General features: G+C 67.6%; 24 protein-coding genes. 3 read left to right on the plus strand and 21 right to left on the minus strand.

Translation table 11 applies throughout. The features are described 5' to 3' along the window. Nucleotides 1–44: 44 nt before the first annotated feature. The 7 genes from ACZY0Y_RS02380 to ACZY0Y_RS02410 form a co-directional block, all read right to left on the minus strand. Nucleotides 45–944, minus strand: a complete 900-nt coding sequence (locus ACZY0Y_RS02380; protein WP_463956664.1) for an SseB family protein — start codon at nt 942–944, stop codon at nt 45–47. Between the two features lie 13 nt (nt 945–957). Further along, nucleotides 958–1,704: a bifunctional 1-(5-phosphoribosyl)-5-((5-phosphoribosylamino)methylideneamino)imidazole-4-carboxamide isomerase/phosphoribosylanthranilate isomerase PriA gene (priA, locus tag ACZY0Y_RS02385; protein ID WP_463880580.1), complete on the minus strand. Its 747-nt coding sequence runs from the start codon at nt 1,702–1,704 to the stop codon at nt 958–960. A 52-nt stretch (nt 1,705–1,756) separates the two neighbouring features. Continuing rightward, nucleotides 1,757–1,915, minus strand: a complete 159-nt coding sequence (locus ACZY0Y_RS02390) for a CG2302 family histidine operon protein (RefSeq protein WP_202129111.1) — start codon at nt 1,913–1,915, stop codon at nt 1,757–1,759. Continuing rightward, complete coding sequence (hisH, locus tag ACZY0Y_RS02395; protein ID WP_463956665.1) at nt 1,916–2,671, minus strand: imidazole glycerol phosphate synthase subunit HisH; 756 nt, start codon at nt 2,669–2,671, stop codon at nt 1,916–1,918. After that, entirely contained in the window at nt 2,668–3,294 is a 627-nt protein-coding gene (hisB, locus tag ACZY0Y_RS02400; RefSeq protein ID WP_024366742.1) for an imidazoleglycerol-phosphate dehydratase HisB, read from the minus strand. The genes hisH and hisB overlap by 4 nt, the downstream gene beginning before the upstream one ends. Before the next feature lie 79 nt (nt 3,295–3,373). Continuing rightward, on the minus strand, nt 3,374–4,492 hold the full coding sequence (locus ACZY0Y_RS02405; protein WP_463880573.1) for a histidinol-phosphate transaminase: 1,119 nt from the start codon (nt 4,490–4,492) through the stop codon (nt 3,374–3,376). A gap of 78 nt (nt 4,493–4,570) precedes the next feature. Beyond that, nucleotides 4,571–5,080: a LysM peptidoglycan-binding domain-containing protein gene (locus ACZY0Y_RS02410; RefSeq protein ID WP_463956666.1), complete on the minus strand. Its 510-nt coding sequence runs from the start codon at nt 5,078–5,080 to the stop codon at nt 4,571–4,573. Nucleotides 5,081–5,439: 359 nt separating this feature from the next. Between ACZY0Y_RS02410 and lexA the strand changes: the two genes are divergently transcribed. Continuing rightward, entirely contained in the window at nt 5,440–6,189 is a 750-nt protein-coding gene (gene lexA / locus ACZY0Y_RS02415) for a transcriptional repressor LexA (RefSeq protein WP_463956668.1), read from the plus strand. Nucleotides 6,190–6,257: 68 nt separating this feature from the next. Here lexA and ACZY0Y_RS02420 read toward each other — a convergent pair whose 3' ends face one another. Together ACZY0Y_RS02420 and hflX are read right to left on the minus strand one after the other, a co-directional pair. Next, complete coding sequence (locus ACZY0Y_RS02420) at nt 6,258–8,447, minus strand: ATP-dependent DNA helicase (RefSeq protein ID WP_463956669.1); 2,190 nt, start codon at nt 8,445–8,447, stop codon at nt 6,258–6,260. Continuing rightward, nucleotides 8,440–10,008: a GTPase HflX gene (gene hflX / locus ACZY0Y_RS02425; RefSeq protein WP_463956670.1), complete on the minus strand. Its 1,569-nt coding sequence runs from the start codon at nt 10,006–10,008 to the stop codon at nt 8,440–8,442. The genes ACZY0Y_RS02420 and hflX overlap by 8 nt, the downstream gene beginning before the upstream one ends. 460 nt (nt 10,009–10,468) lie before the next feature. Here hflX and ACZY0Y_RS02430 point away from each other — a divergent pair, with 460 nt between their 5' ends. After that, nucleotides 10,469–11,083 (plus strand): class I SAM-dependent methyltransferase, encoded by a 615-nt coding sequence (locus tag ACZY0Y_RS02430; protein ID WP_463880561.1) that lies wholly within the window; start codon nt 10,469–10,471, stop codon nt 11,081–11,083. On the opposite strand, the gene dapF is transcribed toward ACZY0Y_RS02430, so the two are convergent. From dapF to ACZY0Y_RS02460, 6 genes are all read right to left on the minus strand, one after another. Further along, nucleotides 11,064–12,020, minus strand: coding sequence for a diaminopimelate epimerase (dapF, locus tag ACZY0Y_RS02435; protein ID WP_463956671.1), 957 nt, complete (start codon nt 12,018–12,020; stop codon nt 11,064–11,066). The genes ACZY0Y_RS02430 and dapF overlap by 20 nt on opposite strands. A 113-nt stretch (nt 12,021–12,133) precedes the next feature. Beyond that, the gene (gene miaA / locus ACZY0Y_RS02440; RefSeq protein ID WP_463956777.1) at nt 12,134–13,069 is read right to left on the minus strand and encodes a tRNA (adenosine(37)-N6)-dimethylallyltransferase MiaA; all 936 of its coding nucleotides are present in this window, start codon (nt 13,067–13,069) and stop codon (nt 12,134–12,136) included. A gap of 66 nt (nt 13,070–13,135) precedes the next feature. Further along, the gene (gene miaB / locus ACZY0Y_RS02445) at nt 13,136–14,710 is read right to left on the minus strand and encodes a tRNA (N6-isopentenyl adenosine(37)-C2)-methylthiotransferase MiaB (RefSeq protein WP_463956672.1); all 1,575 of its coding nucleotides are present in this window, start codon (nt 14,708–14,710) and stop codon (nt 13,136–13,138) included. 39 nt (nt 14,711–14,749) lie between these two features. Next, complete coding sequence (locus tag ACZY0Y_RS02450) at nt 14,750–15,235, minus strand: regulatory protein RecX (protein WP_463956779.1); 486 nt, start codon at nt 15,233–15,235, stop codon at nt 14,750–14,752. A gap of 190 nt (nt 15,236–15,425) precedes the next feature. After that, nucleotides 15,426–16,478: a recombinase RecA gene (gene recA, locus ACZY0Y_RS02455; RefSeq protein WP_160666695.1), complete on the minus strand. Its 1,053-nt coding sequence runs from the start codon at nt 16,476–16,478 to the stop codon at nt 15,426–15,428. Nucleotides 16,479–16,700: 222 nt separating this feature from the next. Beyond that, nucleotides 16,701–16,919 carry a DUF3046 domain-containing protein gene (locus ACZY0Y_RS02460; RefSeq protein ID WP_160666697.1) on the minus strand — a complete coding sequence of 73 codons (219 nt, stop codon included), beginning with the start codon at nt 16,917–16,919 and terminating at the stop codon, nt 16,701–16,703. A gap of 44 nt (nt 16,920–16,963) precedes the next feature. On the opposite strand from ACZY0Y_RS02460, the gene ACZY0Y_RS02465 reads away from it, so the two are divergent. Beyond that, nucleotides 16,964–17,473 carry a MarR family winged helix-turn-helix transcriptional regulator gene (locus ACZY0Y_RS02465; RefSeq protein WP_463956673.1) on the plus strand — a complete coding sequence of 170 codons (510 nt, stop codon included), beginning with the start codon at nt 16,964–16,966 and terminating at the stop codon, nt 17,471–17,473. Between the two features lie 74 nt (nt 17,474–17,547). On the opposite strand, the gene ACZY0Y_RS02470 is transcribed toward ACZY0Y_RS02465, so the two are convergent. The 6 genes from ACZY0Y_RS02470 to dapA form a co-directional block, all read right to left on the minus strand. Continuing rightward, on the minus strand, nt 17,548–18,000 hold the full coding sequence (locus ACZY0Y_RS02470) for a helix-turn-helix domain-containing protein (protein ID WP_066434909.1): 453 nt from the start codon (nt 17,998–18,000) through the stop codon (nt 17,548–17,550). A 140-nt stretch (nt 18,001–18,140) separates the two neighbouring features. Then, nucleotides 18,141–18,653: a CinA family protein gene (locus tag ACZY0Y_RS02475; protein WP_463880550.1), complete on the minus strand. Its 513-nt coding sequence runs from the start codon at nt 18,651–18,653 to the stop codon at nt 18,141–18,143. Then, a complete protein-coding gene (pgsA, locus tag ACZY0Y_RS02480; RefSeq protein WP_160666703.1) occupies nt 18,650–19,291 on the minus strand; it encodes a CDP-diacylglycerol--glycerol-3-phosphate 3-phosphatidyltransferase in 642 nt (213 codons plus the stop codon). Before pgsA ends, ACZY0Y_RS02475 begins: the two co-directional genes overlap by 4 nt. A gap of 9 nt (nt 19,292–19,300) precedes the next feature. Continuing rightward, nucleotides 19,301–22,243 (minus strand): FtsK/SpoIIIE family DNA translocase, encoded by a 2,943-nt coding sequence (locus tag ACZY0Y_RS02485; RefSeq protein WP_463956674.1) that lies wholly within the window; start codon nt 22,241–22,243, stop codon nt 19,301–19,303. 178 nt (nt 22,244–22,421) lie between these two features. Next, complete coding sequence (locus tag ACZY0Y_RS02490; RefSeq protein ID WP_463956676.1) at nt 22,422–24,113, minus strand: ribonuclease J; 1,692 nt, start codon at nt 24,111–24,113, stop codon at nt 22,422–22,424. 61 nt (nt 24,114–24,174) lie between these two features. After that, nucleotides 24,175–25,083, minus strand: coding sequence for a 4-hydroxy-tetrahydrodipicolinate synthase (gene dapA, locus ACZY0Y_RS02495; RefSeq protein ID WP_463880542.1), 909 nt, complete (start codon nt 25,081–25,083; stop codon nt 24,175–24,177). Nucleotides 25,084–25,109 lie beyond the last annotated feature (26 nt).

A 25,109-nucleotide genomic window follows, 5' to 3' on the forward strand; every position in this document is an offset into this window, starting at 1 on the left:
GGTACTGCCCCCGGCAGCACCAGGGTCTCCCCGCTGGCCGCCAGCTACTGTGCTGCGCGCTGCAATTTGACCTCGATGGAGTCAACCCGCTCAGCAAAAACTTCATTCCGTGCCCAGGCGCTGTTGAGACCGGACACGATGGACTGCACGCCGGCGGCGTCGAGCCCGTCGTCAAGGTAGAGCAGCACCCGGAGTTCCGGGCCGGAGCCGCCGCCCGGAAGCTGCGTTCCGTCGGCGGCCAGTGCGGCAACTCCACCGCCTGGATGAATTTCAACACGGCGGACCGCGGGAAAGCCAACCGCGGCCTCGCCGAGGCTCCGGGCGAGCTCCGGATCAGCGTACGACGGAGCCCAGACCCGCTGCTGCGCGAGGGCCCACACCGCGGGCCGGCGCACCACGAACGTGACCGCGGAGCCCGGGTCGAGCACCAGCAATTCTGCGCCCTCAGCGACCGCGGAGAGTGCCGCGCGGGCAGCATAAACGGCCACGGGGCGGGCCTCCGGGTGCCAGGCCTTGAGCGAAGCGGCGGAGGTGAACACGGGCAGCGCTGTCCGGCCGTCGGGGGCCTTGAGCGTCACGAGGGCCATGTCGGCCTGCTTGTCGGCATGCAGGCCGTTGGCGCCTTCGGCTTCTTCGGCGAGAGTGGCGAGGATCGGCACGAATACCCGTGCCGTGGCCAGTGCTGCCACCACCGTCGCCTCGTCGCCATCGCCGGCGGCGAGGGCAGCAAGTGCCGCGAGGTAACCGGGGTCTGCGGCGCCGTCGTCGTCCTCGAAATTGTGGATCCTGGCGTCGTCGCCGGACAGGCTGCGGCCCGCCCAGGGCTGGCCTGCCGAGTCCGCCGCCCCGCCGGCGCCGGCGAGGGCCGCCGCGATGTGCCCGGGCAACGGGCGGGGCAGGGCGGGAAGGTCAGCTGCGCGCTCGCCCGCGGGACGGTGTTCCATGCTGTGGTCTTACCTAGCGGCGGCCGGCGACGTCGAGGGCCTCAGGCAGCGTGAAGTTGCCGTTGTAGAGGGCCTTGCCGACGATCGCGCCTTCTACGCCGAGGGGCACGAGGGAGCGCAGGACTTTGAGGTCATCCAGGCTGGAGATCCCGCCGGAGGCGACGACGGGTTTGCCGGTCTTCTCCACCATCTGGCGCAGCAGTTCGACGTTGGGTCCCTGGAGGGTGCCGTCCTTGGTGACGTCGGTGACGACGTAGCGCGAGCAGCCGGCCTCTTCGAGGCGTCCGAGGACGTCCCAGAGGTCACCGCCCTCCTTGGTCCAGCCGCGGCCGGCCAGAGTGGTGCCGCGGACATCCAGCCCGACGGCGATCTTGTCGCCGAAGCGCTCGATCACCCGGGCAGTCCACTCCGGGTTTTCCAGCGCCGCAGTGCCCAGGTTCACACGGGCGACGCCCAGGTCGAGGGCTTTCTCGAGCGACTCGTCGTCGCGCAGGCCGCCGGAGAGCTCCACCTTGATGTCGAGCCGGCCGACCACTTCGCGGAGCAGCCCGGCGTTGGAGCCGCGTCCGAAGGCTGCGTCGAGGTCCACGAGGTGGACCCATTCCGCGCCCTGCTGCTGCCAGTTGAGCGCGGCTTCCAGCGGAGTGCCATAGCTTGTTTCGCTGCCGGCCTCGCCCTGGACAAGGCGCACGGCCTGGCCGTTGACGACGTCGACGGCGGGCAGCAGCTCCAGCACGGGCAGCGGGGTTTCGGTGGTCATCGGGGATCCTCGGCTCTTCAGGGGCGGCTAGTGGTCGGGGTGCTGCGGGGCGTCAGGAGGCCGGCAGCGTCAGGAGGTACGCGGCGAGCAGCGCCATCGCGGCCAGGACGTAGAACACGGCCTGGACCCAGCGCGGGCTCTTCTGCTGGCGGAAGGACAGCGCGCCGCCGACCAGCAGGCCGGCGAGCCCCATCAGCACTATGGACCACATCTAGGCGGTCCCGGCTTCCGTGGCCGCGGCTTCGGCGGTCCCGGAACGAACCCGCAGGCCCTCGACCCAGTTGCGCAACAGGCGCGCACCGGCGTCGCCGGATTTTTCGGGGTGGAACTGGGTGGCGCACAGGGGGCCGTTTTCCACGGCCGCGATGAACGGGGCGCCGTGCTCGGACCAGGTGACGAGCGGCGCTGCCATCCGGGGCTGGATCACGTCGAAGTCCCACTTCTGGACGCCGTAGGAGTGCACGAAGTAGAAGCGCTCGTTTTCGACACCGGCGAAGAGCCTGGAGCCCTCCGGAACGGACACGGTGTTCCAGCCCATGTGCGGCACGACGTCGGCGGGGAGGAGTTCGACCTTGCCGGGCCACTCCCCCATGCCTTCGGCTTCGGTGCCGTGCTCGACGCCGGCTTCGAAGAGGACCTGGAGGCCAACGCAGATGGCCAGCACGGGCCGGCCGCCGGCGACGCGCCGTCCGATCATGCGGACGGCGTCGACGGCCTTGAGTTCCCGCATCACCGTTTCGAACGCACCGACGCCGGGGACCACGAGGCCGTCGGCGTTGAGCACGTCCTCGGGCCCGGAGCTGAGGATGACCTCGGCGCCGGCGCGTTCGAGGGCGCGGACGGCGGAACGGACGTTGCCGGAGCCGTAGTCCAGGACTGTGACGGTGGGCTTGCCCTCGGGCGAGGCGGGCTTCCTCCCGGCGTCCGGGTTGATGATGGCGCCGCCCTGCAGCACCTTGCCGGTCACAGGGCACCCTTGGTCGACGGGATGCCCTTGACACGGGGATCCGGCTCGACGGCTGCGCGCAGGGCACGCGCGAAGGCTTTGAACTGGGCCTCGACGATGTGGTGCGGATCCCGGCCGGCGGTGACGTTCATGTGCAGGCAGATTCCGGCGTGCAGGGTGATGGCCTCGAAGACGTGGCGGGTCAGGGACCCGGTGAAGTGTCCGCCGATCAGGTGGTACTCCTGGCCGGCGGGCTCGCCGCCGTGCACGAGGTACGGGCGTCCGGAGACGTCGACGACGGCGTGCGCGAGGGCCTCGTCGAGGGGGACCGTGGCTTCGCCGAACCGGCGGATCCCGGCCTTGTTCCCGAGCGCAGTGCGCAGGACCTCGCCGAAGGTAATGGCAACGTCCTCGACCGTGTGGTGGACGTCAATGTGCGTGTCGCCGGTGGCCTTGACCGTCATATCGATCAGGGAGTGCTTGCTCAGCGCCGTCAGCATGTGGTCGTAGAACGGGACCGAAGTGCTGATGTCCGAGACGCCGGTGCCGTCCAGGTTGATCTCGACCAGCACGGAGGATTCGCTGGTGGTCCGTTCCATGCGTGCGGTCCGGCCCTCGGCAGCGGTTGATCCGGTGTTGCTCATGTGCGTGTCCTTTGGATGACGACGGTTGGATGACGACGGTGCCCGGCGAACAGGGCAGTGTGGATGTCCGGTGTTAAGTCTAGGCGGGCTGCACTGCGCGGCCGGCCAGGATCCGCTCGAGGGCTTCGAGGAAGGCTGTGGTTTCCGTCTCAGTCCCGGCCGTGACCCGCAGGTGCCCGGCAATGCCAACGTCCCGGATGAGCACACCGGCGTCGAGCAGCCCCTGCCAGATCTCGTGCGGGTTGTCGAGGCCGCCGAAGAAGACGTAGTTCGAATCGGAAGCAGCCGGCTTGAGGCCCATCCGCTGCAGCTCGGACACAATCCTGTCCCGCTGGCGCTTGATGTCCTCGACGTCTGCCATCAGCGCGACCCGGTGGTGCAGGGCGGCCAGGGCTGCCGCCTGGGTGATGGCCGAAAGGTGGTATGGGAGCCGGACCAGGCGCAGAGCGTCAGTGACCTCCGGCGCAGCCGCCATGTAGCCGACACGGGCACCGGCAAGGGCGAAGGCCTTGCTCATGGTGCGCGAGATGATCAGCCGTTCCCGGCCGGGCAGGAGCGTGAGGGCGCTGGGCGTGCCGTCGTGGGCGAACTCGTGGTAGGCCTCGTCGACGATCACGATGGTCTGGCTGGCTTCGCCGGCCTCGTACACGGCCTCCACGACGTCGAGCCCCAGGCCCGTGCCGGTGGGGTTGTTCGGGGAGCACAGGAAGACGATGTTGGGCTGGAGTTCGCGGACCTGGCGGGCGGCCGACTCGGCGCTCAGTCCGTAGTCGTCGGCGCGGACGCCCACGATGTACCCGGTGTCCGTGCCGGCGGCCAGCAGCGGGTACATGGAGTAGGTGGGAGGGAACCCAAGGGCGGTGCGGCCCGGGCCGCCGAAGGCCTGGAGGATCTGCTGGAGTACCTCGTTGGAGCCGTTCGCGGCCCAGATGTTGTCGGCGCCCAGTCCGTGACCCAGGTACTCCGCCAGGGCTTCGCGCAGCTCGGTGAATTCGCGGTCCGGATACCGGTTCAGGCCTGCGGCGGCGATCGTGACGGCCTCGGAGATGGCAGCCCGAACATCGGCCGGGACACCATGGGTGTTCTCGTTGACGTTGAGCAGGATGGGGACCTCCAGCTGCGGCGCGCCGTAGGGCGTCAGGCCGCGCAGATTGGTCCGGAGGGGAAGTCGGTTCAGGCGCTCTAACTGGTCAGTCACCTCACTAGTTTAAGTGAGATCGCCGCGGGCCCCGAAACTGTGACGCCCCGCAGGGCCCGGCTGACGGGGTCGAACGCGCTACTTGGACGGGATGAAGAGGGCCTGGCCCGGCACGACGCGGGCGGCGTCGAGGTTGTTCAGCTGGATGATATCGGTCACGACATCGCGGGGATCGCGCTCCGGCGCCACGGCTTCGGCGATGGCCCAGAGTGACTCGCCCGGCTGCACTGTCACGGTGACCGTGGGGGTCAGTGACAGCTCGGAGGCGGATTCCGCCGCTTTGGCGGGCGCGTTAAGGAAGCCGCTGAAGGACAGGATGAGGGCGGCCAGCAGGATCAGCGGCACGCCGATGAAGACGAAGCGTCCCCGCCGGGTGAGCTTGAGCGGCGCCTGCCGCACCCGCAGTGCGGGCGCTGCGGGATTGTGCCGGCGAATGGAACTGTCCCGGCTGATGGAGCTGTCCCGGCTGATGGAGCTGTCCTGGTTGGCCGGCGCATACCCGCCGACGGATGCACCGCCGTCGGGCCGGCCGTAGTTGCCGAATGCGTCGCGGCCGAAAGTGTCGTGAAACGCGCTTGATGCTGACATGAACTGAGCCCTCCTGGACCATACTGTGCCGCCCGGCGTACTCCACCTGCTTGCCGCCAACCGGTCTAACCTTCGAACAAAGAACCGAACGTCGCGCTGTGCCCGAGCAGTGCCCCAGCCTCAAACAGAGAATGACTAGAACACATATTCGAACCTTGCTTGTTCTGTTTTAGCACTTATTGACGAACATTGTCGAGACTCGCTAGAACAAATGTTTGAAAAAGCGGTGTGGCTGGCCTACGTTTGAGTCAAAGAACAACCACTTCTGCAGTTGATCAGCAGGGTCTGACATTTCAGGCCGGAAGTTCCCGGCATCCGCAGCCACGGCGGCCGGGCGGAACGGAAAGGCGTTGGCGAACATGGCAGCACAAGCCACTGGCGGCAGGGCCACCCAGCGAACCCCGCAGGCAGCCCGGCCCCCCAAGAGCCTCACCGTCCGGCAAAAGAAGATCCTGGAAACCATCCAGCGCTCGGTCACCGACAACGGCTATCCGCCGTCCATGCGCGAGATCGGCGACACCGTGGGACTGGCCAGCCTGTCCAGCGTCACCCACCAGCTCTCACAGCTGGAAAAACTTGGCTACCTGCGGCGCGATCCCAAACGCCCCCGGGCCATGGAAGTGCTGATGCCGTTGACCCTCGATGAGGGAACCCCAAAGATTTCCGGGGCCGCGAAGTCCGGCGGGCTGCGCACAGTGGGCGGATTGTCCGTGTCCGAGCTGGCCAGCGCCACCGACACCGCCATGGTGCCGCTGGTGGGCCGCATCGCCGCCGGCGGACCGATCCTGGCCGACCAGGTCGTGGAGGACGTCATGCCCCTGCCCCGCCAGCTGGTGGGCCACGGGGAACTCTTTATGCTCAAGGTCGCGGGAGATTCCATGATCGATGCGGCCATCTGCGACGGCGACTGGGTGGTTGTGCGCCAGCAGGGCGACGCCGTCAACGGCGACATTGTCGCCGCATTGCTGGACGACGAGGCAACAGTCAAGACGTTCCGCCAGCGCGACGGCCACACCTGGCTGCTGCCGCAGAACACCCAGTACGAGCCCATCCTCGGCGATCACGCCGTGATCATGGGCAAAGTCGTCTCGGTGCTTCGCTCCCTCTAGGACCGGTCGGCACCAGCACCGCAGCACTAGCAGCGGCCCGCGCGTCCCGGCCCCGCCCCCGTCCGTAGTCAGCTGGCTGGCTGGCCGGATTCTTTCGCGAGCCGTTCCAGGGCCGCGAGGGCGATGGCGGGGTCGGTGGTGGGCCAGAAGGGCGGCAGGGCAGCGCGGAGGAATCCGCCGTAGCGTTCGGTGGACAGCCGGGAGTCCAGCACGGCCACCACTCCCCTGTCCGTCGTTGTGCGGATCAGCCGGCCGGCGCCCTGGGCCAGGCGGATGGCGGCGTGGGTCGCGGAAACGCTCATAAAGCCGTTACCCCCGGCCTGGGCCACCGCGCGGGACCGCGCCGTCATCAGGGGATCATCGGGCCGCGGGAACGGAATCCGGTCGATCACGACGAGGCGGCAGGAGGCCCCGGGCACGTCGACACCCTGCCATAGGGACATGGTGCCAAAGAGGCAGGTGTCCGGTTCGTCGGCGAACTGCTTCACGAGCGCCGTCATGGTCGAATCCCCCTGGCACAGGATGCTCATGTCCAGTCGCGGCCGCATGGCCTCAGCGGCGTCCTCCGCCGCGCGCCGGGAGGAGAACAGGCACAGGGCCCCGCCGCCGGAGGCCCGGATCAGCTTCTCGAGCTCGTCGAGGGCTTCCGGAGAGGTGCCGCGGCCGGGTTTGGGCAGGTGCTTCGCAACGTAGAGGATGCCCTGTTTCGGGTATTCGAAAGGCGAGCCGACGTCGACCCCGGTCCAGCTGGGGGCGCCGGGTCCGACCAGGCCGAGACCGCCGGCAGCAGGTTCGAAGGCTGACCCGATCGCCAGGGTGGCCGAGGTCAGGATGACGGTGTGGTCCGCGAACAGGCCCTCACGGAGCCGTCCCGCGACGCTGAGGGGGGCGACGTTGATCAGGGCGGGCGCGGACTCGTCGGGCTGGGAGTAGCCCTGCTGTGGGTCGAAGGTGCTGTTCCTGGAAAACCAGACCACTTCGCGGTTTTCCCGCGCCGCCAGCAGCCGTTCGCACAGCTCCAGGATCACCATGAGGCGGGACCGCGCGAGCTGCCGGCCGCCGTCGGCCGTGTTGGCGCTGTCCCCTTTGGAGTCGGAGAGCGCCGCGCGGCAGGCGTCCCGCAACTGGTCCACGCAGTCCAGCTGTTCGCTGTTGAGGCCGTTGGGCATGAGTCCGCTGGGGACCCCTTCGATGGCGAGTTCGAGGTTGGACGCGGCGTTGTTCAGGGCATCAACGGTGATGCCGGTGTGCTTCCGTGCCCCGGACGCGGCGGCGTGCACCATCGCGACGGAGAGCTGGCCGGAGACGGCACCGGTCACCCGGTCCTGGAGTTCGTGGGCTTCATCGACCACCACAACGTCGTATTCGGGCAGCACGGCAAGGCCCTCGAAGGCGCTGACGGCCAGCATGGCGTGGTTGGTGACCACGACGTCGGCGTCCGCGGCGTTCCGGCGGGCCAGTTCGCTGAAGCATTCGGCAGCGAGCGGGCATTTCTGCGCGCCAAGGCACTCCATCGAGGTGACCGAGACCTGCCGCCAGGCGCGGTCTGTCACCCCGGGCAGGAGTTCGTCGCGGTCCCCCGTCACGGTGTCCTCGGCCCATTCGCGCAGCCGGACGACTTCCTTGCCGAGCTGGGACGAGGGTCCGCCCATCGCCGCGGCGAAATGCGGCACGGAGGTATCCTCGCCGAGCGAGAACAGCTGCCCTTCCGAGGGTTCTTCCGAGGGGAAACCGCCGTCGAGTTTGTGGCGGCACACGTAGTTGGAACGGCCCTTGACGAGGGCGATCTTAACGGGCCGTTCGAGCGCCGGGGTGATGGTCTTCAGCAGCCGGGGCAGGTCGCGGCCGACAATCTGGGTCTGCAGGGCCAGGGTGGCGGTGGAGACCAGGGTGGGCTTGTCGCTCACGAGCGAATGGGCGATGAGCGGAATCAGGTACGCCAGGGACTTGCCGGTGCCGGTTCCGGCCTGGACCAGCAGATGGTCGCCGCTGTCAATCGCGTGCGCCACCTGCCGGGCCATTTCGTGCTGGCCGTCGCGGCTCTGGCCACCCATGCCCGACACGGCACGGTCGAGGAGTTCGATGACGAACTCCTCGCCGGCCGGGCCGCCTGTCCTGGCTGAACGCTTTCCGGCGGATGCAGTCTCCCCGGCGTCCGTCCCGGCGGGGTCCACTGGTGCCGGGCCCTGAGTTGCCGGGTCCTCCCCCGCCGGATCGCCCGTGTCTGTGTCCGCCCCGGTCACCGCTGCCTCAGTCATTGCTGATGAACGAATCCAGTTCAGCGGCGAATCCTTCGCGCACCATCACGACGGCGCGGGTGCCCGCTTCCTCGTGGTCGAGGCTGACGATCTCGGCGTCGGTCTCGTGCAGCTTGCTGAGCAGGTCGCCGCGGTTGTACGGGATCATCAGTTCCAGCTTCACGCTGGGCCGCGGGATGCCTTCGCTGATGGCCTTGAGCAGTTCCGGGATGCCTTCGCCCGTGCGTGCCGAGACCACAACGTGGCGCGGTTCGCGCTGCTTGAGCCGTTCGATCACGAAGGGGTCGGCGGCGTCGGCCTTGTTCAGGACGATGATTTCCGGCACCTTGCGTGCGTCGACTTCGCTGAACACCTTACGGACCGCGGCGATCTGGCCTTCCGGATCCGGGTGGGAGACGTCCACGACGTGCAGGATCAGGTCCGCGTCGGCGACTTCCTCCAGGGTGGAGCGGAAGGCCTCCACGAGCTGTGTGGGCAGCGAACGGACGAAGCCGACAGTGTCGGCGAGGGTGTAGCCCAGCCCGTCCGAGGTCTCCGCCTTGCGGACCGTCGGGTCCAGCGTGGCGAACAGGGCGTTCTCCACGAGGACACCGGCGTCGGTCAGCCGGTTCAGCAGCGAGGACTTGCCGGCGTTGGTGTACCCGGCGATCGCGACGGAGGGCACAGCATTACGACGGCGGTTGGCCCGCTTGGTCTCGCGGGCCGGCTTCATCGCGGCGATTTCACGCCGCAGCTTGGCCATCCGGGTGCGGATCCGGCGGCGGTCCAGTTCGATTTTGGTTTCACCGGGACCACGCGAACCCATGCCGGCACCCGCACCGCCCACCTGGCCACCGGCCTGGCGGGACATCGAGTCACCCCAGCCGCGCAGGCGCGGGAGCAGGTATTCGAGCTGGGCCAGTTCCACCTGGGCCTTGCCCTCGCGGCTCTTGGCGTGCTGGGCAAAGATGTCCAGGATCAGGGCGGTGCGGTCGATGACCTTGACTTTGACGATGTCTTCGAGGCTGCGGCGCTGGGACGGGGCCAGTTCGGCGTCGACGACGACGGTGTCCGCGCCGGTGGACATCACGATGTCCTTGAGCTCCTGGGCTTTGCCGGAACCGAGGAAGGTTCCGGGGTCGGGCTTGGCGCGGCGCTGGACGATGCCGTCCAGGACCTCCGACCCGGCGGTCTCGGCGAGGGCGGCGAGTTCGCGGAGCGAGTTCTCGGCATCGGCGAGGGTTCCTTCGCTCCAGAGACCGGCCAGGACGACGCGCTCGAGGCGCAGCTGCCGGTATTCGACCTCGGTGACGTCCTCGAGTTCGGTCGACAAGCCGGCGGTACGGCGCAGGGCGTGCCGTTCCTCGAGGTCCTGCTGGTCGCCGTCGTACGTGCTGTGTCCCTCGTCCAGCCGGGAGATCGCCTGCGCCTTGCCGAGCACCGACGTGGGCCCACCGGCAGCCGGGGCTGCCTTCCGGGCAGGGGTGTCCTTGGAGAGGATCCGGTCGATGACAGCCTGGATTTCCGCAGGACTCATGTCCTGGGCTGCTGAATCGGGTCCGGTGTTGGGCTGACTGGTCATGGTCTCCTTTAGAGGTTCGGCAGTTTCAGAATAGTGCCGATCGGGGCTGGGTGGGGCGGTATTCGCGCTGGGCTGACGACTATTGGTCAATCGGTGTCTCCTGGATGCCTGCGGCAGCGGTGCCGGGGGCAGGGTGGGCTCCGCGCAGGAGCGGTGAGAAGGGGGAACAGGCGTGGTGGTCGCCTTGGGGAGGGAGAGACTGTCCGCCCGGCCGCGCTCCAGTGAGCACTGCCAAACTCCAAGAGGGTCGGGCGCCAGCGGTGGGTCCTTTTCAGGAGCATCGTGGGGTGGCGCACTGAGCGGAAGGTAACTACCTGCGTCGCTGCGGGGACGGGTGTTAACCCGTGCCGGCTACTTGAAGTTCAGGAACATGTCTTTAAGACTAGCAGATGGGAAAGGCACCCCCGGTCCCCCGCCGCGGTTTCGCCTGCGGGCCGTCAGCCAACTAATCTGGGCAGTTATGGAGTCTGCACACTATTTCAGCGCCCAGCCTGCCGGGCCGTTCACCCGCAAGCCACTGACCGTGGAGCTGGCCGGTGAAACCAGGCAGTTGCAGACGTCCTCGGGCATCTTCAGCCCGGACAACATCGACAAGGGCACGGCCGTGCTGCTGGCCGAGGCTCCCGCCCCGGCACCGCAGGGCACGCTGCTGGACATCGGCTCCGGCTGGGGTCCGATCGCGCTGACCATGGCCCTGCGGGCACCGCACTCGCAGGTCTACGCCGTGGACGTCAACGAACGCTGCGTAACGCTGACCAACGAAAACGCGGCCTTGCTGGGACTGGGCAATGTCACGGCCAGCACGCCCGACGCCGTCGACCCGGAGCTCCGCTTTGATACCATCTGGTCCAACCCGCCCATCCGGATCGGCAAGGACGAACTCCACGCCCTGTTGCTCCTCTGGCTGCCGCGGCTGGCGCCAGGCGGTTCCGCGTGGCTTGTCGTGCAGAAGAACCTGGGCTCGGATTCACTGCAGCGCTGGCTCGCAGCGGAGCTGGACAGCAGCTTCACCGTGACGCGCGAGAGCACCTCAAAGTCGTTCCGCATCCTTCGGGTCAGGAAAGCGTCCCGCTAGCCACGATCACCGCGGGTCCGCTGAGCTCGACGTGCTCGTGGCCCTCCGCACCGAGGAAGAACTTCACGCCGACGGCGCCTCCCGGGACGTGGACGTTCCAAACGTCCGGGGCGCCCTGGCCGGCCCAGTGGCGGATTGCGACCGCTGCGGCACAGGCGCCGGTGCCGCAGGATTGCGTTTCCCCGACTCCCCGCTCGTGAACGCGCATCGTGATGGTGCCGACGCCCTCATGGACCAGCGGCTCGGAGGGCACAACGAACTCGACGTTGGTGCCGTGGGGCGGGGCCGGATCCACGTGCGGAGCGCTAAACAGATGCGTGGCCTCCAGCTCGGCGAGTTCGGCCAGCGCCACGACGGTGTGCGGATTGCCCATGCTCACGGACAGCGCGGGCCGGGCGACCTCCAGCCCCGCCGCGCTGACCAGCGAGTCCATGGCCCGCGCGGTGGCCTCGCCCGGGAAGATGAACTCCCAGGGACCCATGTCGACGGCGTAGCCGCCGGCGGTGCGGACGATCGTCTTGGCGCCGCCACGGGTGCCGATGGTCAGTGACTCGCCGGCGGGGAGGTCTACGAGGCCTTCGGTGATCAGGAAGTGCACAAAGACGCGGACACCGTTGCCGCACATCTCGGACAGCGAGCCGTCTCCGTTGCGGTAGTCCATGAACCATTCAGCGTCCGGGTGGTGCGTGAGCAGCTGCCGGCCCTCGGCGAGCAGCCGGGACGGGACGGCGCGGATCAGCCCGTCGCCGCCGATTCCGCGGTGGCGGTCACAGAGCGCGGCGACCTGCTCCGGGGTTACTGCCAGGGTGCCGTTGGGGTCGGCGAGGAGCACAAAGTCGTTGCCCGTCCCGTGGCCTTTGGAAAACTTGAGTCCGCTCAGGGCTGCAGTGTCACCGGTGGGGTTGCGGTCAGCGGCCACGGCCAGGGTTTCGTCCATGCTCCAAGGTTACCGTTCCGGTGCGGGCCGCCGGAAAATGCCCGCGTCAATCATCCCGTCATTGGGCGCCGTCAAAACAGCGCCGTCAAAACAGCACCGTCAAAACAGCACCGTCACTTGGCGCCGCCGCAGAGCGCGGCGGCCTTCGCCACGAGTTCCGGGTCCTGCCAGTCGACCCAATGGATGCGGGGGTCGGCCCGGAACCAGGTGAGCTGGCGGCGGGCGAACTGCCGGGTGGCGACAATCGTTTCCTCCGCTGCCCGCGCCGTGTCCGATTCGCCGTCGAGGACCTTGAGGAACTGGGAATAGCCGAGGGCACGCGGGGCTGTGCGGCCGAGCCGGAGTCCGGCGGCGTCGAGCCTCCGGACCTCTTCGAGCAGCCCGCCCTCCACCATGGCGTGGACCCGGCGTGCGAGCCGTTCCCGGAGCTGTTCCCGGTCCACCTCGAGCCCGATCTGCACGGCGGGCTGGAAATACTCGCGGGTGGGCATAAAGGAACTGAACGGCCGCCCGGTCAGTTCGAACACCTCGAGGGCACGGACAATCCGGCGTCCATCGCCAAGCCGGCCGGCGGAGACCGGGTCCACGCCTTCCAGCCGCGCCCGCAACGGCGCCGGTCCGCCGGATTCCAGTTCCGCTTCGAGCCGGCCCCGGATGGCAGGATCGGTACCCGGGAATTCCAGCACGTCCAGCGCGGCACGGACGTAGAGTCCGGAACCGCCGGCCAGGATGGCGCGTTTGCCGCGGGCTTGGATGCCGGCCATGAGCTCCCGGGCCTGCTGCTGGAAGTCCGAGACGCTGGCTTCCTCGGTGACGTCCAGGATGTCCAGGAGGTGGTGTGGCACTCCCCTGCGTTCGGCCTCGGTGATTTTCGCGGTGCCGATGTCCATACCGCGGTAGAACTGCATGGAGTCGGCGTTGATGACTTCGCCGTCGAGCTCCAGTGCCAGCGAGACGGCAAGATCGGACTTGCCGGAGCCGGTTGGCCCGACGACGGCGACGACCGGCAGAGCCGGTAATGCGCCGTCCGGTGTGGGTCCGGCCCCGATGTCGGCTTTGTCGGCTTTGTCGGCGGACCCTTTGCCGGCCGCGGCGTCCTGCGGAGCTGTCACGGACTAGCGGCCGCGGACGGGGAGGGTGGGCATGCCCAGCGAGACGCCCGTTGTGCCGGAAGGGGACCCGGGCGCGGGTGCGCCGCAGGAGTCCGCCTGCGACCTGTCCCAGGCATCGCCGGCGCGGGAGCGCCGAAGGCTGTAGTCCTGCGCCGACGCCGGGTCGGCGACGAGGTGGAACGCCGCGGCCTCGGTGATCGTCACAGTGACGAGGTCGCCCGGGCGGGGCGACTCGGCGCCGTCGGGCACGGAGAAGTGGACGAGGCGCTGGTCCTGGGCCCGGCCGGAGAGCCGGTGGGTTTCCTCGGATTTACGTCCGGAGTGGGCCGTGACCATGACCTCCACGCGCCGGCCGAGCTGGCGGGCGTTCTCCTCGGCGGCGATCTTGTCCTGCAGGGCGGTGAGGCGTTCGAAGCGTTCCTGCACCACGGCCTTGGGGAGCTGGTCCGGGAGCTCCGCGGCGGGCGTGCCCGGCCGCTTGGAGTACTGGAACGTGAAGGCGGTGGCGAAGCGGGACTTCTCCACGACGTCGAGCGTGGCCTGGAAGTCCTCCTCGGTCTCGCCGGGGAAGCCGACGATGATGTCCGTGGAGATCGCGGCATGCGGGATCTTCCCGCGGACCTTGTCCAGGATGCCGAGGAACTTGGCGGAACGGTAGGACCGCTTCATGTCCTTGAGGACCTTGTCCGAGCCGGACTGCAGGGGCATGTGCAGCTGCGGCATAACGTTCGGGGTCTCGGCCATGGCGTCGATGACGTCGTCGGTGAAGGCGGCGGGGTGCGGACTTGTGAAGCGGACGCGTTCCAGGCCGGGAATATCACCGCAGGCGCGCAGCAGTTTGGAGAAAGCCTGCCGGTCGCCGAATTCAACGCCATAGGAGTTCACGTTCTGGCCCAGCAGGGTTACTTCGATGGCGCCGTCGGCAACGAGGGCCTGGATCTCGGCCAGGATGTCGCCGGGGCGGCGGTCCTTTTCCTTGCCGCGCAGGGCCGGGACGATGCAGAAGGTGCAGGTGTTGTTGCAGCCGACGGAGATCGACACCCAGCCGGCGTAGACCGAGTCCCGCTTGGTCGGCAGCGTGGAGGGGAAGACGTCGAGCGACTCGAGGATTTCGAGTTGTGCCTCGTTGTTGTGGCGGGCCCGTTCCAGCAGGGCAGGCAGGGCACCCACGTTGTGGGTGCCGAAGACGGCGTCCACCCAGGGGGCCTTCTTGAGGATGGTGTCGCGGTCCTTCTGCGCCAGGCACCCGCCGACGGCGATCTGCATTCCGGGATTGGCGGCCTTAGCCGGCGCCAGCATGCCGAGGTTTCCGTAGAGCTTGTTGTCGGCGTTTTCCCGCACCGCGCAGGTATTGAAGACCACGACGTCGGCCAGTTCCCCGGCGGCGGGGACATAACCGGCGGCTTCGAGCATCCCGGACATGCGCTCGGAATCGTGCACGTTCATCTGGCAGCCGAACGTCCGCACCTGGTACGTGCGGGCCTGCGGCGCGGAGGGCTGTGCCGCGGCGCCAGGTGTTGACGAGGCGTCGGTGGAAGGGGTGGTGCCGGCTGCTGGGGAGGGAATGGTCAAACTCACCTGTTAAGGGTACCGGGTCGGCGCGGCCCCGGGGCGTGCTCAGGAATCCGGCTCGGCTCCTGCGCCGGAACATGCCACAGCCTCGTCGAGGACGTCGCCCACGATCCGGAAGGCCTGCGAGGGCTGGTAGCCCTTGCGGGCGAGCATGGAAGCCAGCCGGCGGGTGGTTTTGTCCCGCTCGGCGCGGTCCTCGAACCCGGTCACGCCCCGGAGTTTCCGCTGGACCAGTTCGCGGGCCGCGGATTCCTCGTCCTCGTCGCTGAGCTGTTCCAGCGCGGTGGCGGCAGTTTCCGCCTCAATGCCCTTCTCGGCAAGTTCCCGCCGGAGCGCGCCCTTGGCGAGTTTGCGGCTCTGCGAACGGGACCGCACCCACATGTCGGCGAAGTCCGCGTCGTCAACGAGTTTCACTTCTTCGAAGCGGTCCAGCACGGCTTCGGCGACGTCGTCCGGGACGTTGCACTCGGCCAGTTTGCGGGCGAGCTGCAGCCGGCTCTTGGGCGAGTTGGTCAGCTGCCGCAGGACAATGGCACGTGCGACCGCTGCCGGGTCCGCGTCACGGTCCTGTTCGGTGGAAGGACCCGCACGGCGGGTCCCCTTCCCCGCACGTTCCCCGGGCCCGTCTCCGGGTCCGTGAACGCCGGTCAGGCCGGTCAGGCCCGTCAGGCCGGGGGCAGGATCCCGGGAGGGGAATCCTGCCCCTTTGCGCGGCCGGCGGTTAGAAGCCGTCAACGGCCTTCAGCTTCGGTGATGCCTCGGTCTCGGCGGGGGCCTTCACTCCGACGCCGAGCTTTTCCTTGATGAGGCGCTCCAGCTCGGCAGCCAGCTCCGGGTTGTCGCGCAGGAAGCGGCGCGAGTTCTCCATGCCCTGGCCCAGCTGGTCACCGTCGTAGGTGAACCACGAGCCGGACTTCTTGATCAGGCCGTGTTCGACACCCATGTCGATGATCCCGCCTTCTCGCGAGATGCCCTGGCCGTAAATGATGTCGAATTCGGCGATCTTGAAGGGCGGCGCCATCTTGTTCTTGACGATTTTGGCCTTGGTGCGGTTGCCGACGGAGTCCGCGCCCTCCTTGAGGGTCTGGATCCTGCGGACATCGATGCGGATCGAGGCGTAGAACTTCAGCGCCTTACCACCGGTGGTGGTTTCCGGTGAGCCGAAGAAGACGCCGATCTTTTCGCGCAGCTGGTTGATGAAGATGGCCGTGGTCTTGGTCTGGCTCAGGCGGCCGGTGATCTTCCGGAGCGCCTGGCTCATCAGGCGGGCCTGCAGGCCCACGTGGCTGTCGCCCATGTCGCCTTCGATTTCGGCGCGGGGAACGAGGGCCGCGACGGAGTCGATGACAATGACGTCAAGGGAACCGGAGCCAATCAGCATGTCCATGATTTCCAGGGCCTGCTCGCCGGTGTCGGGCTGGGAGACCAGGAGGGCATCCGTGTCGACGCCGAGCCTGGCGGCGTATTCCGGATCGAGGGCGTGCTCGGCGTCGATGAAGGCGGCAATGCCGCCCAGGCGCTGGGCACTGGCGACCGCGTGCAGGGCCACCGTGGTCTTACCGGAGGATTCCGGACCGTAGATTTCGACAACGCGGCCGCGGGGCAGGCCGCCAATTCCCAGGGCAATGTCCAAGGCGATGGAGCCGGTCGGAATAACCTCGATGGGCGCACGGACTTCGTCGCCAAGGCGCATGACGGAGCCTTTGCCGAACTGCTTGTCGATCTGGGCAAGCGCTGCGTCGAGCGCTTTCTGGCGATCCGGGGCTGCGGCCATGGTTCACACCTCTATTACTTTCTCGCTGTGGAGGGGCCCGTTCCGGCCCTGTGTTTAGTGTTCTTGATCAGGTTGGTGATCAGTTCATTACTGAAGCTACTGGCACCCACCGACAGAGTTGCCTGCCGGCCCCGCATATGTGGAAAACACTCTGAAAAAAGCATAGTCCTACCCGAACAGATATTCGAACAATCCTTGCGGCGTGTCAGGGGCGAAGCCGCGTCAGCGCGGCTTGACGTCGCGGCCCAGCCGGCGCTCGGGCGGGACGTCCTGGACCTCACACAGCGCCAGCCACACCTGGCGGGGAGGCACACCTGCGCCCAGGGCCTGGTCGGCGGTCCGGCCACCGACGCCCGCGAGGACCAGGGAGCTGCTGAGGACGCGGGAGTACCCTGCCCCGAATTCGTCGTCCATAAGGCGCCAAAAGTCACTGATTCGCACCCATAGAGTCTCTCACGGTGCGGCGGGACTCTAGAATGGTTGCCATGAGCAACTCAGCCGTTGGCCCCGGTATCCCCGGCGGCACTGACGATTCCACCGACGCGGCGCTGACCGCCGTCGAGCACCAGCTGAGCCTGCTCTGGCGCCGTGCCCGCTCGATCTCCCATCACCTCTCCCGCCAGGTCCACCCGGACATGGAACCGGCCGCGTACGGCCTGCTCACCGTGATCCGCCGCCAGGGCTCCATCCGGCTGACCGAGCTGGCGTCCAGCATCGGCGTCGGGAAACCTTCGGTGAGCCGGCAGGTCGCGTTCCTCGAAGGCCTGGGCCTGGTTTCCAAGGAAGCCGATCCGCTCGACGGCCGCGCGCAAATGATCCGACTGACGCCCATGGGCGAGGAGAGGATGCACCAGGTGCAGGACGCCCGGCGCGAAGTGTTCCGCGAACGGCTGGGCGAGTGGCAGACGGAGGATCTGCAGACCCTGTCCCGCTACATCGCCAAACTCAATGCCACCTACGAGCGTGACGGTTTCCCCCGGGACGAACCCCACTAGCGGGAAGTTCCACCCGGCACGCAAAAGACCCCGGCACACCGCCGGGGTCTTTTGTCGAGTAGTGGGTGTCGGGGCTAGCGTGCCCCGGAGAGAAGGCCCTTGGCCAACTCGTCGTTGAGGTCGGAGTTGAGCTCACGGTCCAGGTCACGGCCGTAGCGCTGGGCAAACTCCTGCGGGACGGTGTCCGGAACCGCAACTCCCTCGGCGACGGCGACGCGGTCGCTGACTTCGCGGAGCATGCTGGAGAGCGGAACATCGAGGGCCGAGCAGATCGAGGAGAGCAGCTCCGAGGAGGCTTCCTTCTGGCCGCGTTCCACTTCACTCAGGTAGCCCAAGGAAACGCGGGCACTATGCGAGACTTCGCGGAGGGTACGGCCTTGGCGCTGGCGGACATCGCGCAGGACATCACCGATTTCGTGACGAAGTACAACCATCTTGCGCTCCTTCTGTTCGCTCTTAGCCTGATCGGCGAGGCCCACATCCTTCCAGCGGACAACGCCGTTAACGGATACGGGCTGCTTTACCATCTGTATCGCCTTGCTCCCTCTTTATGTTGAGCCCGCTGGTCAAAGCGGACACTGATGATGCTTTCATCCTAGGCGCCTCCCTTATTCGGAAGCGACACAATGTAACAACTATTAGGAATCAAGTTTTGTTCCCGGCAACTTTACGCCCGGTAGCCTTTGGCTGCCAGAGCCTCCAGCAGGCGTTCCAGCGCCGCAGCGCAGGCCTGGCCGCGGATTTCCGGCCGGTTGCCCTCGAAGCTGTACCCGTACGACGTCGAGCCCTCCGCGGTGGCGACACCAATGTAGACGGAGCCGACGTCCTTGCCGCCGTGCGGCTCGGGACCTGCGACGCCGGTGGTGGAGACGCCGATGTCGGCGCCGCAAATCCGGCGCGCCCCCTCGGCCATGGCCTCTGCCACCTGGCCGTCGACGGCTCCGACGGTGTCCAGCAGTTCCCGGGGCACCCCCAGCACATCGGCCTTGACGGCGTTCTGGTAGGACACCACACCGCCCTGGAGCATCCCGGACGCGCCGGGCGTGTCGGCCAGTACGGCGGCGACCATGCCGGCGGTGAGGGATTCTGCCGTAGCGACAGTCACGCCGAGGCCGATCGCCCCGGTGACGGCTTCTTCGGCCAGGTGATGCAGGTTGATCGAGTGGTGGAGACTGGTCATGGCTTGCCCTCCTGGATCTTCTGTTGCTGTGCCCGGATGCCGCTGGCGCGCAGCTTGAGTGCCTCGACAACATATTCGCCGCCCGTCCAGACGGTGATCGCGAGGGCCACCATCATGACCGCAAAGGCCACAAAGCCGAGCCACGGCGCGATCGAGGCCAGCGGAAGGATGTACAGGAAGATCGCCACGGTCTGGATGACGGTCTTGAGTTTGCCGCCGCGCGAGGCCGGGATCACGCCGTAGCGGATGACAAAGAAGCGCAGCGCGGTGACGCCCCATTCACGGACCAGGATCAGGATGGTGACCCACCAGGGCAGCTCCTGCAGCAGCGAGAGCATCACGAGGGCGGAGCCGATCAGCAGCTTGTCCGCGATCGGGTCGGCGATCTTGCCGAAGTCGGTGATGAGGCCGCGGCTGCGGGCGATGTCGCCGTCGAGCTTGTCCGTGTAGATGGCGACGGCGAAAGTCACCGCGGCAATCCACCGCCAGACGCCGTTCTGGGCGACCAGTCCGGGTGCGTCGAGCAGGAGGAACCAGACGAAGAACGGCACCATCACAATCCGCAGCATCGTCAGGATGTTGGGCAGGTTCCAGATCCGGGGAGCGGATCCGGCCTCGTTTGCTTCGGCGCTAGTCACCTTCCTAGGCTACCGTCCGGTGAGCGACCAGGCGTCCTCGGAGCCGCCTTCGTCATCCCCCGAACCCCCGTCGGCGCCGTCATAATACTCGGTGTTCTGCGCCCGCCGGTCCAGGTCGGCGGCGACGAGGTCCTCCGCGTAACCGCCCTGGGCGATGTTCGCGTTGGCGTTATCGCTCAGTGCCGCGGTCTGGGTATCGGCGATGGCGGGCACGTCCATGCCCTTCATGGCCGCGAGGACGGTTGCGAGGTCATCGGGTTTGACCAGCACGTCGCGGGCCTTGGAGCCCTCCGAGGGGCCCACCACGCCGCGGGATTCGAGCAGGTCCATGAGCCGGCCCGCCTTCGCGAATCCGACCCGCAGCTTGCGCTGCAGCATCGAGGTGGAACCGAACTGGGTGGTGACCACGAGCTCGGTGGCCTGCAACAGGACCTCGAGGTCATCGCCGATGTCGTCGTCGATCTGCTTTTTCGGAGCTTCCGGGGCGACGTCGTCGCGGTAGACGGCCTTGAGCTGGCCCTTGACGTGCTCGACCACCCTGTGGATTTCCGATTCCGTGACCCAGGCGCCCTGGACGCGCATGGCCTTGGAAGCGCCCATCGGCAGGAACAGGGCGTCACCTTGGCCAATAAGCTTCTCGGCACCTGGCTGGTCTAGGACCACGCGGGAGTCGGTGACCGAGGACGTGGCGAACGCCATCCGGGACGGCACGTTGGCCTTGATCAGGCCGGTGACGACGTCGACGGACGGACGCTGGGTGGCGAGCACGAGGTGGATGCCGGCCGCACGGGCCAGCTGGGTGATGCGGACGATCGAGTCCTCGACGTCGCGCGGGGCGACCATCATGAGGTCGGCGAGTTCGTCCACGATCACCAGCAGGTACGGGTACGGCCGGATGACCCGTTTGGATCCCTCCGGCGGGTGGACCTTGCCCGCGCGGACAGCCTTGTTGAAGTCGTCGATGTGCTTGAACCCGTAGTTGGCGAGGTCGTCGTAGCGGGCGTCCATTTCGCGGACCACCCACTGCAGGGCCTCCGCGGCCTTCTTGGGGTTGGTGATGATCGGTGTGATCAGGTGCGGGACGCCCTCGTAGGCGGTGAGCTCCACCCGCTTGGGGTCCACCATGACCATGCGGACCTCATCGGGGGTGGCGCGCATCAGGATGGAGGTGATCATGGCGTTCACAAACGCCGACTTGCCGGCACCGGTGGCGCCCGCCACGAGAAGGTGCGGCATCTTCGCGAGGTTCGCGACGACGTAGCCGCCCTCGACGTCCTTGCCGACGCCGATCACCATGGGGTGCTCCGTCCGCCGGGCGTTCTGGCTGCGCAGCACATCGCCCAGCGACACGGTCTCGCGGTCCGTGTTGGGAATCTCGATGCCAATCGCGGACCGGCCGGGGATGGGGCTGAGGATGCGCACATCCGAGCTGGCGACGGCATAGGAGATGTTCTTGGACAGCGCGGTGACGCGTTCCACCTTGGTGCCCGGGGAGAGCTCGATCTCGTAGCGGGTCACGGTGGGGCCGCGGCTGAAGCCGGTGACCTGGGCCTCCACGTTGAACTGGTTCAGGGTCTCGGTCAGCGAGGCGACAATCGCGTCGTTGGCTTCGGTGCGTTCCTTGGGAATGGATCCAGGGGTCAGGACGTCCGACGGCGGCAGCGTGTACGTCACGTCGCCGGCCAGGGACAGCTGTTCGGTGCGCTGCGGAATCGGGGTGGGCAGCGGTGCCGCGGCCACGGGATTGGACGGGACCTTCGCGGCGGCGGCCACGGCGGCGGCGCCGGGTGCCTGCGGGGCCGCGTTCAGCGAGCCGGCGGCGATCATGCCCGGGGTGACGAGCGGGATCGCCTCGGTGGCGTTCTCCCCCGCCGAGGCGGCGGCGCTGCCCGCATTGCTGCCGAGCCCCTGGGCTGCCTTGATCTTCTCGACGGCGAGCTCGGCCTGGGTGGGCCGGCGCACGCCGGGGGCGACCGGCTTGGCGCCACCGGCGACCCGGGCGGCCTCGGCTTCCTCGTCCGCAATGAGCGCCCGCTCGAAGGCTTCGTCGCCGACGTAGCCGTCGAGTCCGGCGTCCTCGTTGTGGTCCTTGCCGAAGAGGCGGCGGCGCTTCTTCTTCGCCGGAGCCGGGGTGTCGTTTTCGTAGAGGTAGCTGCGGTCGTGGCCGTCGCCGTCGTGATCCTGGTCCTGCAGGTCGATGCCCATGAGGTGCTCGTAGGCGCCACGCAGCCGGCCGGGGATGGCGCCGAACGGCGTGGCGGTGACGATCAGCAGCGAGGTGAAGGCGAGCAGGCTGTAGGCGGCCAGCGGGACGGCGGGGTGGATGGCGGCCAGCGGGGCCGCCGCGAGGTAGCCGAGCATGCCGCCGGCGCGGCGCAGCCCGTCGAATCCCTCGGCGACGGTCGGTTCCCCGCCGATGATGTGGGCCAGGCCGGAGCCGGCGAAGGTCATGATCAGGAAGCCGATCCCGATCCGGTTGTTGCCGCGGCCGTCGACGGGCTGGCGGAACAGCCGGAAGGCGCAGACAATCAGCATGAGCGGCAGGAGCAGCGACATCCAGCCGAAGGTTCCGTTGACGATTCCGTAAACCGTGTCCGGGAACCAGCCCTGGAATCCCCACCAGGCGAAGGTGGCGACGAAGACCCCGAGGGCGAGGTTGAACAGGGCTGCGCCGTCGCGGCGGTCCTCGGGGGCGAGGTCGCTGACGTCGTAGCCGATCCGGCGGACTCCCGCGCCGACGACGTGGGCAATGCCCAGCCAGGCGCCGGCCACAACCCGGACCAGCCAGGGCTGTTTGGGTTCGACGGCGGCCAACTGGCGGGTGCGCGCCGTGCCCGTTGCTCCGGAAGGCTTGCTGGTTTTGGACGCAGCCGGGCCGGAGCCCCGGGCCGGAGAGCTGCCTGATTTACCGCTGGGGTTTCCTCTAGGCGCGGAGGAAGTACGTGTCGCCATACCCGCTACGGTACCCGACGCCGGGCCGAAAACCGCGGATTTCCGGGCCTGGGCGGGGTCCATTTTGCCGCCCGGACACAAGAACGGCCCTCCCGGTCCGCCGCAAGCCGAAGCCTGCGGCAGGCCGGGAAGGCCGGTAAGGCCGCCGGAGTGCTGTTCGTGCGCGGCGCGCGGGTACTTAGGCCTCCAGGACCACCGGAATGATCAGGGGCTTGCGGCGGAGCTTGCGGTTGACCCAGGTGCCCACCACACGGCGGACAACCTGCTGCAGCTGGTGCGTGGTGTGGTCCGAGCGGTTGAGCACGGCTTCTTCCAGCGCGGCGTTGATCTTCGGGATGATCTCGTCGAAGACGGAGTCGTCCTCGGCCACGCCGCGGGCGTGGATTTCGGGGCCCGAGACGACCTTGCCGGTGGCGCGGTGGATCACGGTGATGATGGAGATGAAGCCTTCATCGCCGAGGGTCTGGCGGTCCTTCAGGTCTGCTTCGGTGACTTCGCCGACGCTGGAGCCATCGACGTAGACAAAGCCGACTTCGACCTGGCCGACGATGTCGGCCTGGTGGTCGCGGAGGTCGATGACGGTGCCGTTGTCCGCGAGGAGGATGCTCTCTTCGGGGACACCGGAGTCCAGGGCGATCTTGCCGTTGGCGATCAGGTGGCGGGTTTCACCGTGCACCGGCAGCGCGTTGAGCGGCTCGAGGATGTTGTAGCAGTACAGCAGCTCGCCGGCGGCGGCGTGGCCGGAGACGTGCACCTTGGCGTTGCCCTTGTGGATGACGTCCGCGCCGAGCTTGAGCAGGCCGTTGATGATGCGGAAGACGGCGTTCTCGTTGCCCGGGATCAGGCTGGAGGCGAGGATGACGGTGTCTCCCTGGCCGACGACGACGCGGTGGTCACCGTTGGCCATGCGGGACAGGGCCGCCATCGGCTCACCCTGGGAACCGGTGGACATCAGCACCACGCGGTTGTCCGGCAGGTTGTCGATGTTCTTGATGTCGACCAGGATGCCCGGGGGAACGTCGAGGTAGCCGAGCTTCTCGGCGATCGCCATGTTGCGGACCATCGAGCGGCCAACAAAGGCAACCTTGCGGTTATGGTTGGCCGCGGCGTCGAGGACCTGCTGGACGCGGTGCACGTGCGAGGAGAAGGACGCGACGATCAGGCGCTTGGAGGCCTGGCCGAAGAGCCGGTCCAGGGTGGGACCAATTTCCTTCTCGGCAGTGGTGAAGCCCGGCACATCGGCGTTCGTGGAGTCCGACATGAACAGGTCCACGCCTTCTTCGCCGAGCTTGGCGAAGTGGCGGAGGTCGGTGATCCGGCCGTCCAGCGGCAACTGGTCCATCTTGAAGTCGCCGGTGTGCAGCACGGTGCCGCCGCTGGTGCGGAGGAACACAGCGAGGGCGTCGGGGATCGAGTGGTTGACGGCCACGAATTCGCATTCGAATGGGCCAAACTTCTGCACCTGGCCCTCGGTGACGGTCTGGGTGACCGGCTTAATCCGGTGTTCCAGCAGCTTCGCCTCGATGAGGGCCAGCGTCAGCCGGGAGCCCACCAGGGGAATGTCGGCGCGCAGGCGCAGCAGGTACGGGATGGCACCGATGTGGTCCTCGTGGCCGTGGGTCAGGACGACGGCGACGATGTCCTGGAGGCGCTCCTTGATGTAGGAGAAATCGGGCAGGATCAGGTCGACGCCGGGCTGGGTCTCCTCCGGGAAGAGGACGCCGCAGTCGACGATCAGCAGCTTGCCGTCGATTTCGAAGACGGTCATGTTGCGGCCGATCTCCCCCAGGCCGCCGAGCGGAACGATCCGCAGGGTGTCCTTGAGCAGTTTCGGCGGCGTGACAAGGCCGGGAAGGGCGGTTTGGGTCATAATGCACTACTTTCCAGGCGGGTACCGGCCTGGTCCTTACTCATCAGAATCAAGCACCTGATCAGGAAAAGACCATTCCAGCTTCCGCCAAGTCCTCGCGGATGGTTTCGATCTCAGCTTTGTCCGGCTCCACGAGGGGCAAACGGACAACCGAGTTGGGCAGGACTCCCTGCCACTTAAGAACTTGCTTCGCAGCAACAGCACCCTGGATATGGGTCATCACTGCACGGACCACGGGGTCCAGTTCGAAATGTATGGTGCGGGCGGTGGCGAAATCGCCCGCAAGTGCGGCATCAATCATGGCGCGGAACTGCCGCGTCGCGACGTGCGCGGAGACGCTGACGAGCCCGGCGGCGCCGGCTGCCATCCACGGCAGCGTCAGTCCGTCGTCGCCCGAGTAGACGTCAAGGTCGGTGTTGGCGAGGACCCGCGTGGTGGCGGCGAAGTCGGCCTTGGCGTCCTTGAGCGCAACAATGTTCCGGTGGTCCGCGAGCCGGATCATGGTTTCGGGCAGGATCGGCACGCAGGCCCGGCCGGGGATGTCGTAGACCATAACGGGAAGGTCGGCGGCGTCGGCGACGGCTTCAATGTGGGCCTGGATGCCGGCCTGGCTTGGCTTGTTGTAGTACGGGGTGACGATCAGCTGGCCGTGGGCCCCGGCCTTGGCGGCCCGCTTGGCCATCTCGATCGAGTGCGAGGTGTGGTTGGTGCCGGTCCCGGCGATCACCTTGGCGCGGTCCCCGACGGCTTCCACGATGACCCGGAACAGCTTTTCCTTCTCGTCGTCTTCCAGCGTGGAGGTCTCCCCCGTGGTACCGGAGATGACGAGGGCGTCGTGGCCGTCGTCGACAAGCTTGTTGGCCAGCTCGGCGTTCTGCTGGTAGTCGACCTCACCGTCGGAAGTGAAAGGCGTGACCATGGCGGTTACGAGGGATCCGAACGTGTAAGAGCGAGCGCGAGAGTCAGCCATATGAAAAACGTTACCCTGTCCCCGGC

It is taken from the genome of Pseudarthrobacter kochi (assembly GCF_055412805.1).

Bases quoted from the DNA above. Each gene is read 5' to 3' on its own strand.
- ACZY0Y_RS02380 (WP_463956664.1), bottom strand. From the start codon at position 944: ATGGAACACCGTCCCGCGGGCGAGCGCGCAGCTGACCTTCCCGCCCTG.
- priA (WP_463880580.1), bottom strand. From the start codon at position 1,704: ATGACCACCGAAACCCCGCTGCCCGTGCTGGAGCTGCTGCCCGCCGTC.
- ACZY0Y_RS02390 (WP_202129111.1), bottom strand. From the start codon at position 1,915: ATGTGGTCCATAGTGCTGATGGGGCTCGCCGGCCTGCTGGTCGGCGGC.
- hisB (WP_024366742.1), bottom strand. From the start codon at position 3,294: ATGAGCAACACCGGATCAACCGCTGCCGAGGGCCGGACCGCACGCATG.
- ACZY0Y_RS02410 (WP_463956666.1), bottom strand. From the start codon at position 5,080: ATGTCAGCATCAAGCGCGTTTCACGACACTTTCGGCCGCGACGCATTC.
- lexA (WP_463956668.1), top strand. From the start codon at position 5,440: ATGGCAGCACAAGCCACTGGCGGCAGGGCCACCCAGCGAACCCCGCAG.
- ACZY0Y_RS02420 (WP_463956669.1), bottom strand. From the start codon at position 8,447: ATGACTGAGGCAGCGGTGACCGGGGCGGACACAGACACGGGCGATCCG.
- hflX (WP_463956670.1), bottom strand. From the start codon at position 10,008: ATGACCAGTCAGCCCAACACCGGACCCGATTCAGCAGCCCAGGACATG.
- ACZY0Y_RS02430 (WP_463880561.1), top strand. From the start codon at position 10,469: ATGGAGTCTGCACACTATTTCAGCGCCCAGCCTGCCGGGCCGTTCACC.
- dapF (WP_463956671.1), bottom strand. From the start codon at position 12,020: ATGGACGAAACCCTGGCCGTGGCCGCTGACCGCAACCCCACCGGTGAC.
- recA (WP_160666695.1), bottom strand. From the start codon at position 16,478: ATGGCCGCAGCCCCGGATCGCCAGAAAGCGCTCGACGCAGCGCTTGCC.
- ACZY0Y_RS02465 (WP_463956673.1), top strand. From the start codon at position 16,964: ATGAGCAACTCAGCCGTTGGCCCCGGTATCCCCGGCGGCACTGACGAT.
- ACZY0Y_RS02470 (WP_066434909.1), bottom strand. From the start codon at position 18,000: ATGGTAAAGCAGCCCGTATCCGTTAACGGCGTTGTCCGCTGGAAGGAT.
- ACZY0Y_RS02475 (WP_463880550.1), bottom strand. From the start codon at position 18,653: ATGACCAGTCTCCACCACTCGATCAACCTGCATCACCTGGCCGAAGAA.
- ACZY0Y_RS02485 (WP_463956674.1), bottom strand. From the start codon at position 22,243: ATGGCGACACGTACTTCCTCCGCGCCTAGAGGAAACCCCAGCGGTAAA.
- ACZY0Y_RS02490 (WP_463956676.1), bottom strand. From the start codon at position 24,113: ATGACCCAAACCGCCCTTCCCGGCCTTGTCACGCCGCCGAAACTGCTC.
- dapA (WP_463880542.1), bottom strand. From the start codon at position 25,083: ATGGCTGACTCTCGCGCTCGCTCTTACACGTTCGGATCCCTCGTAACC.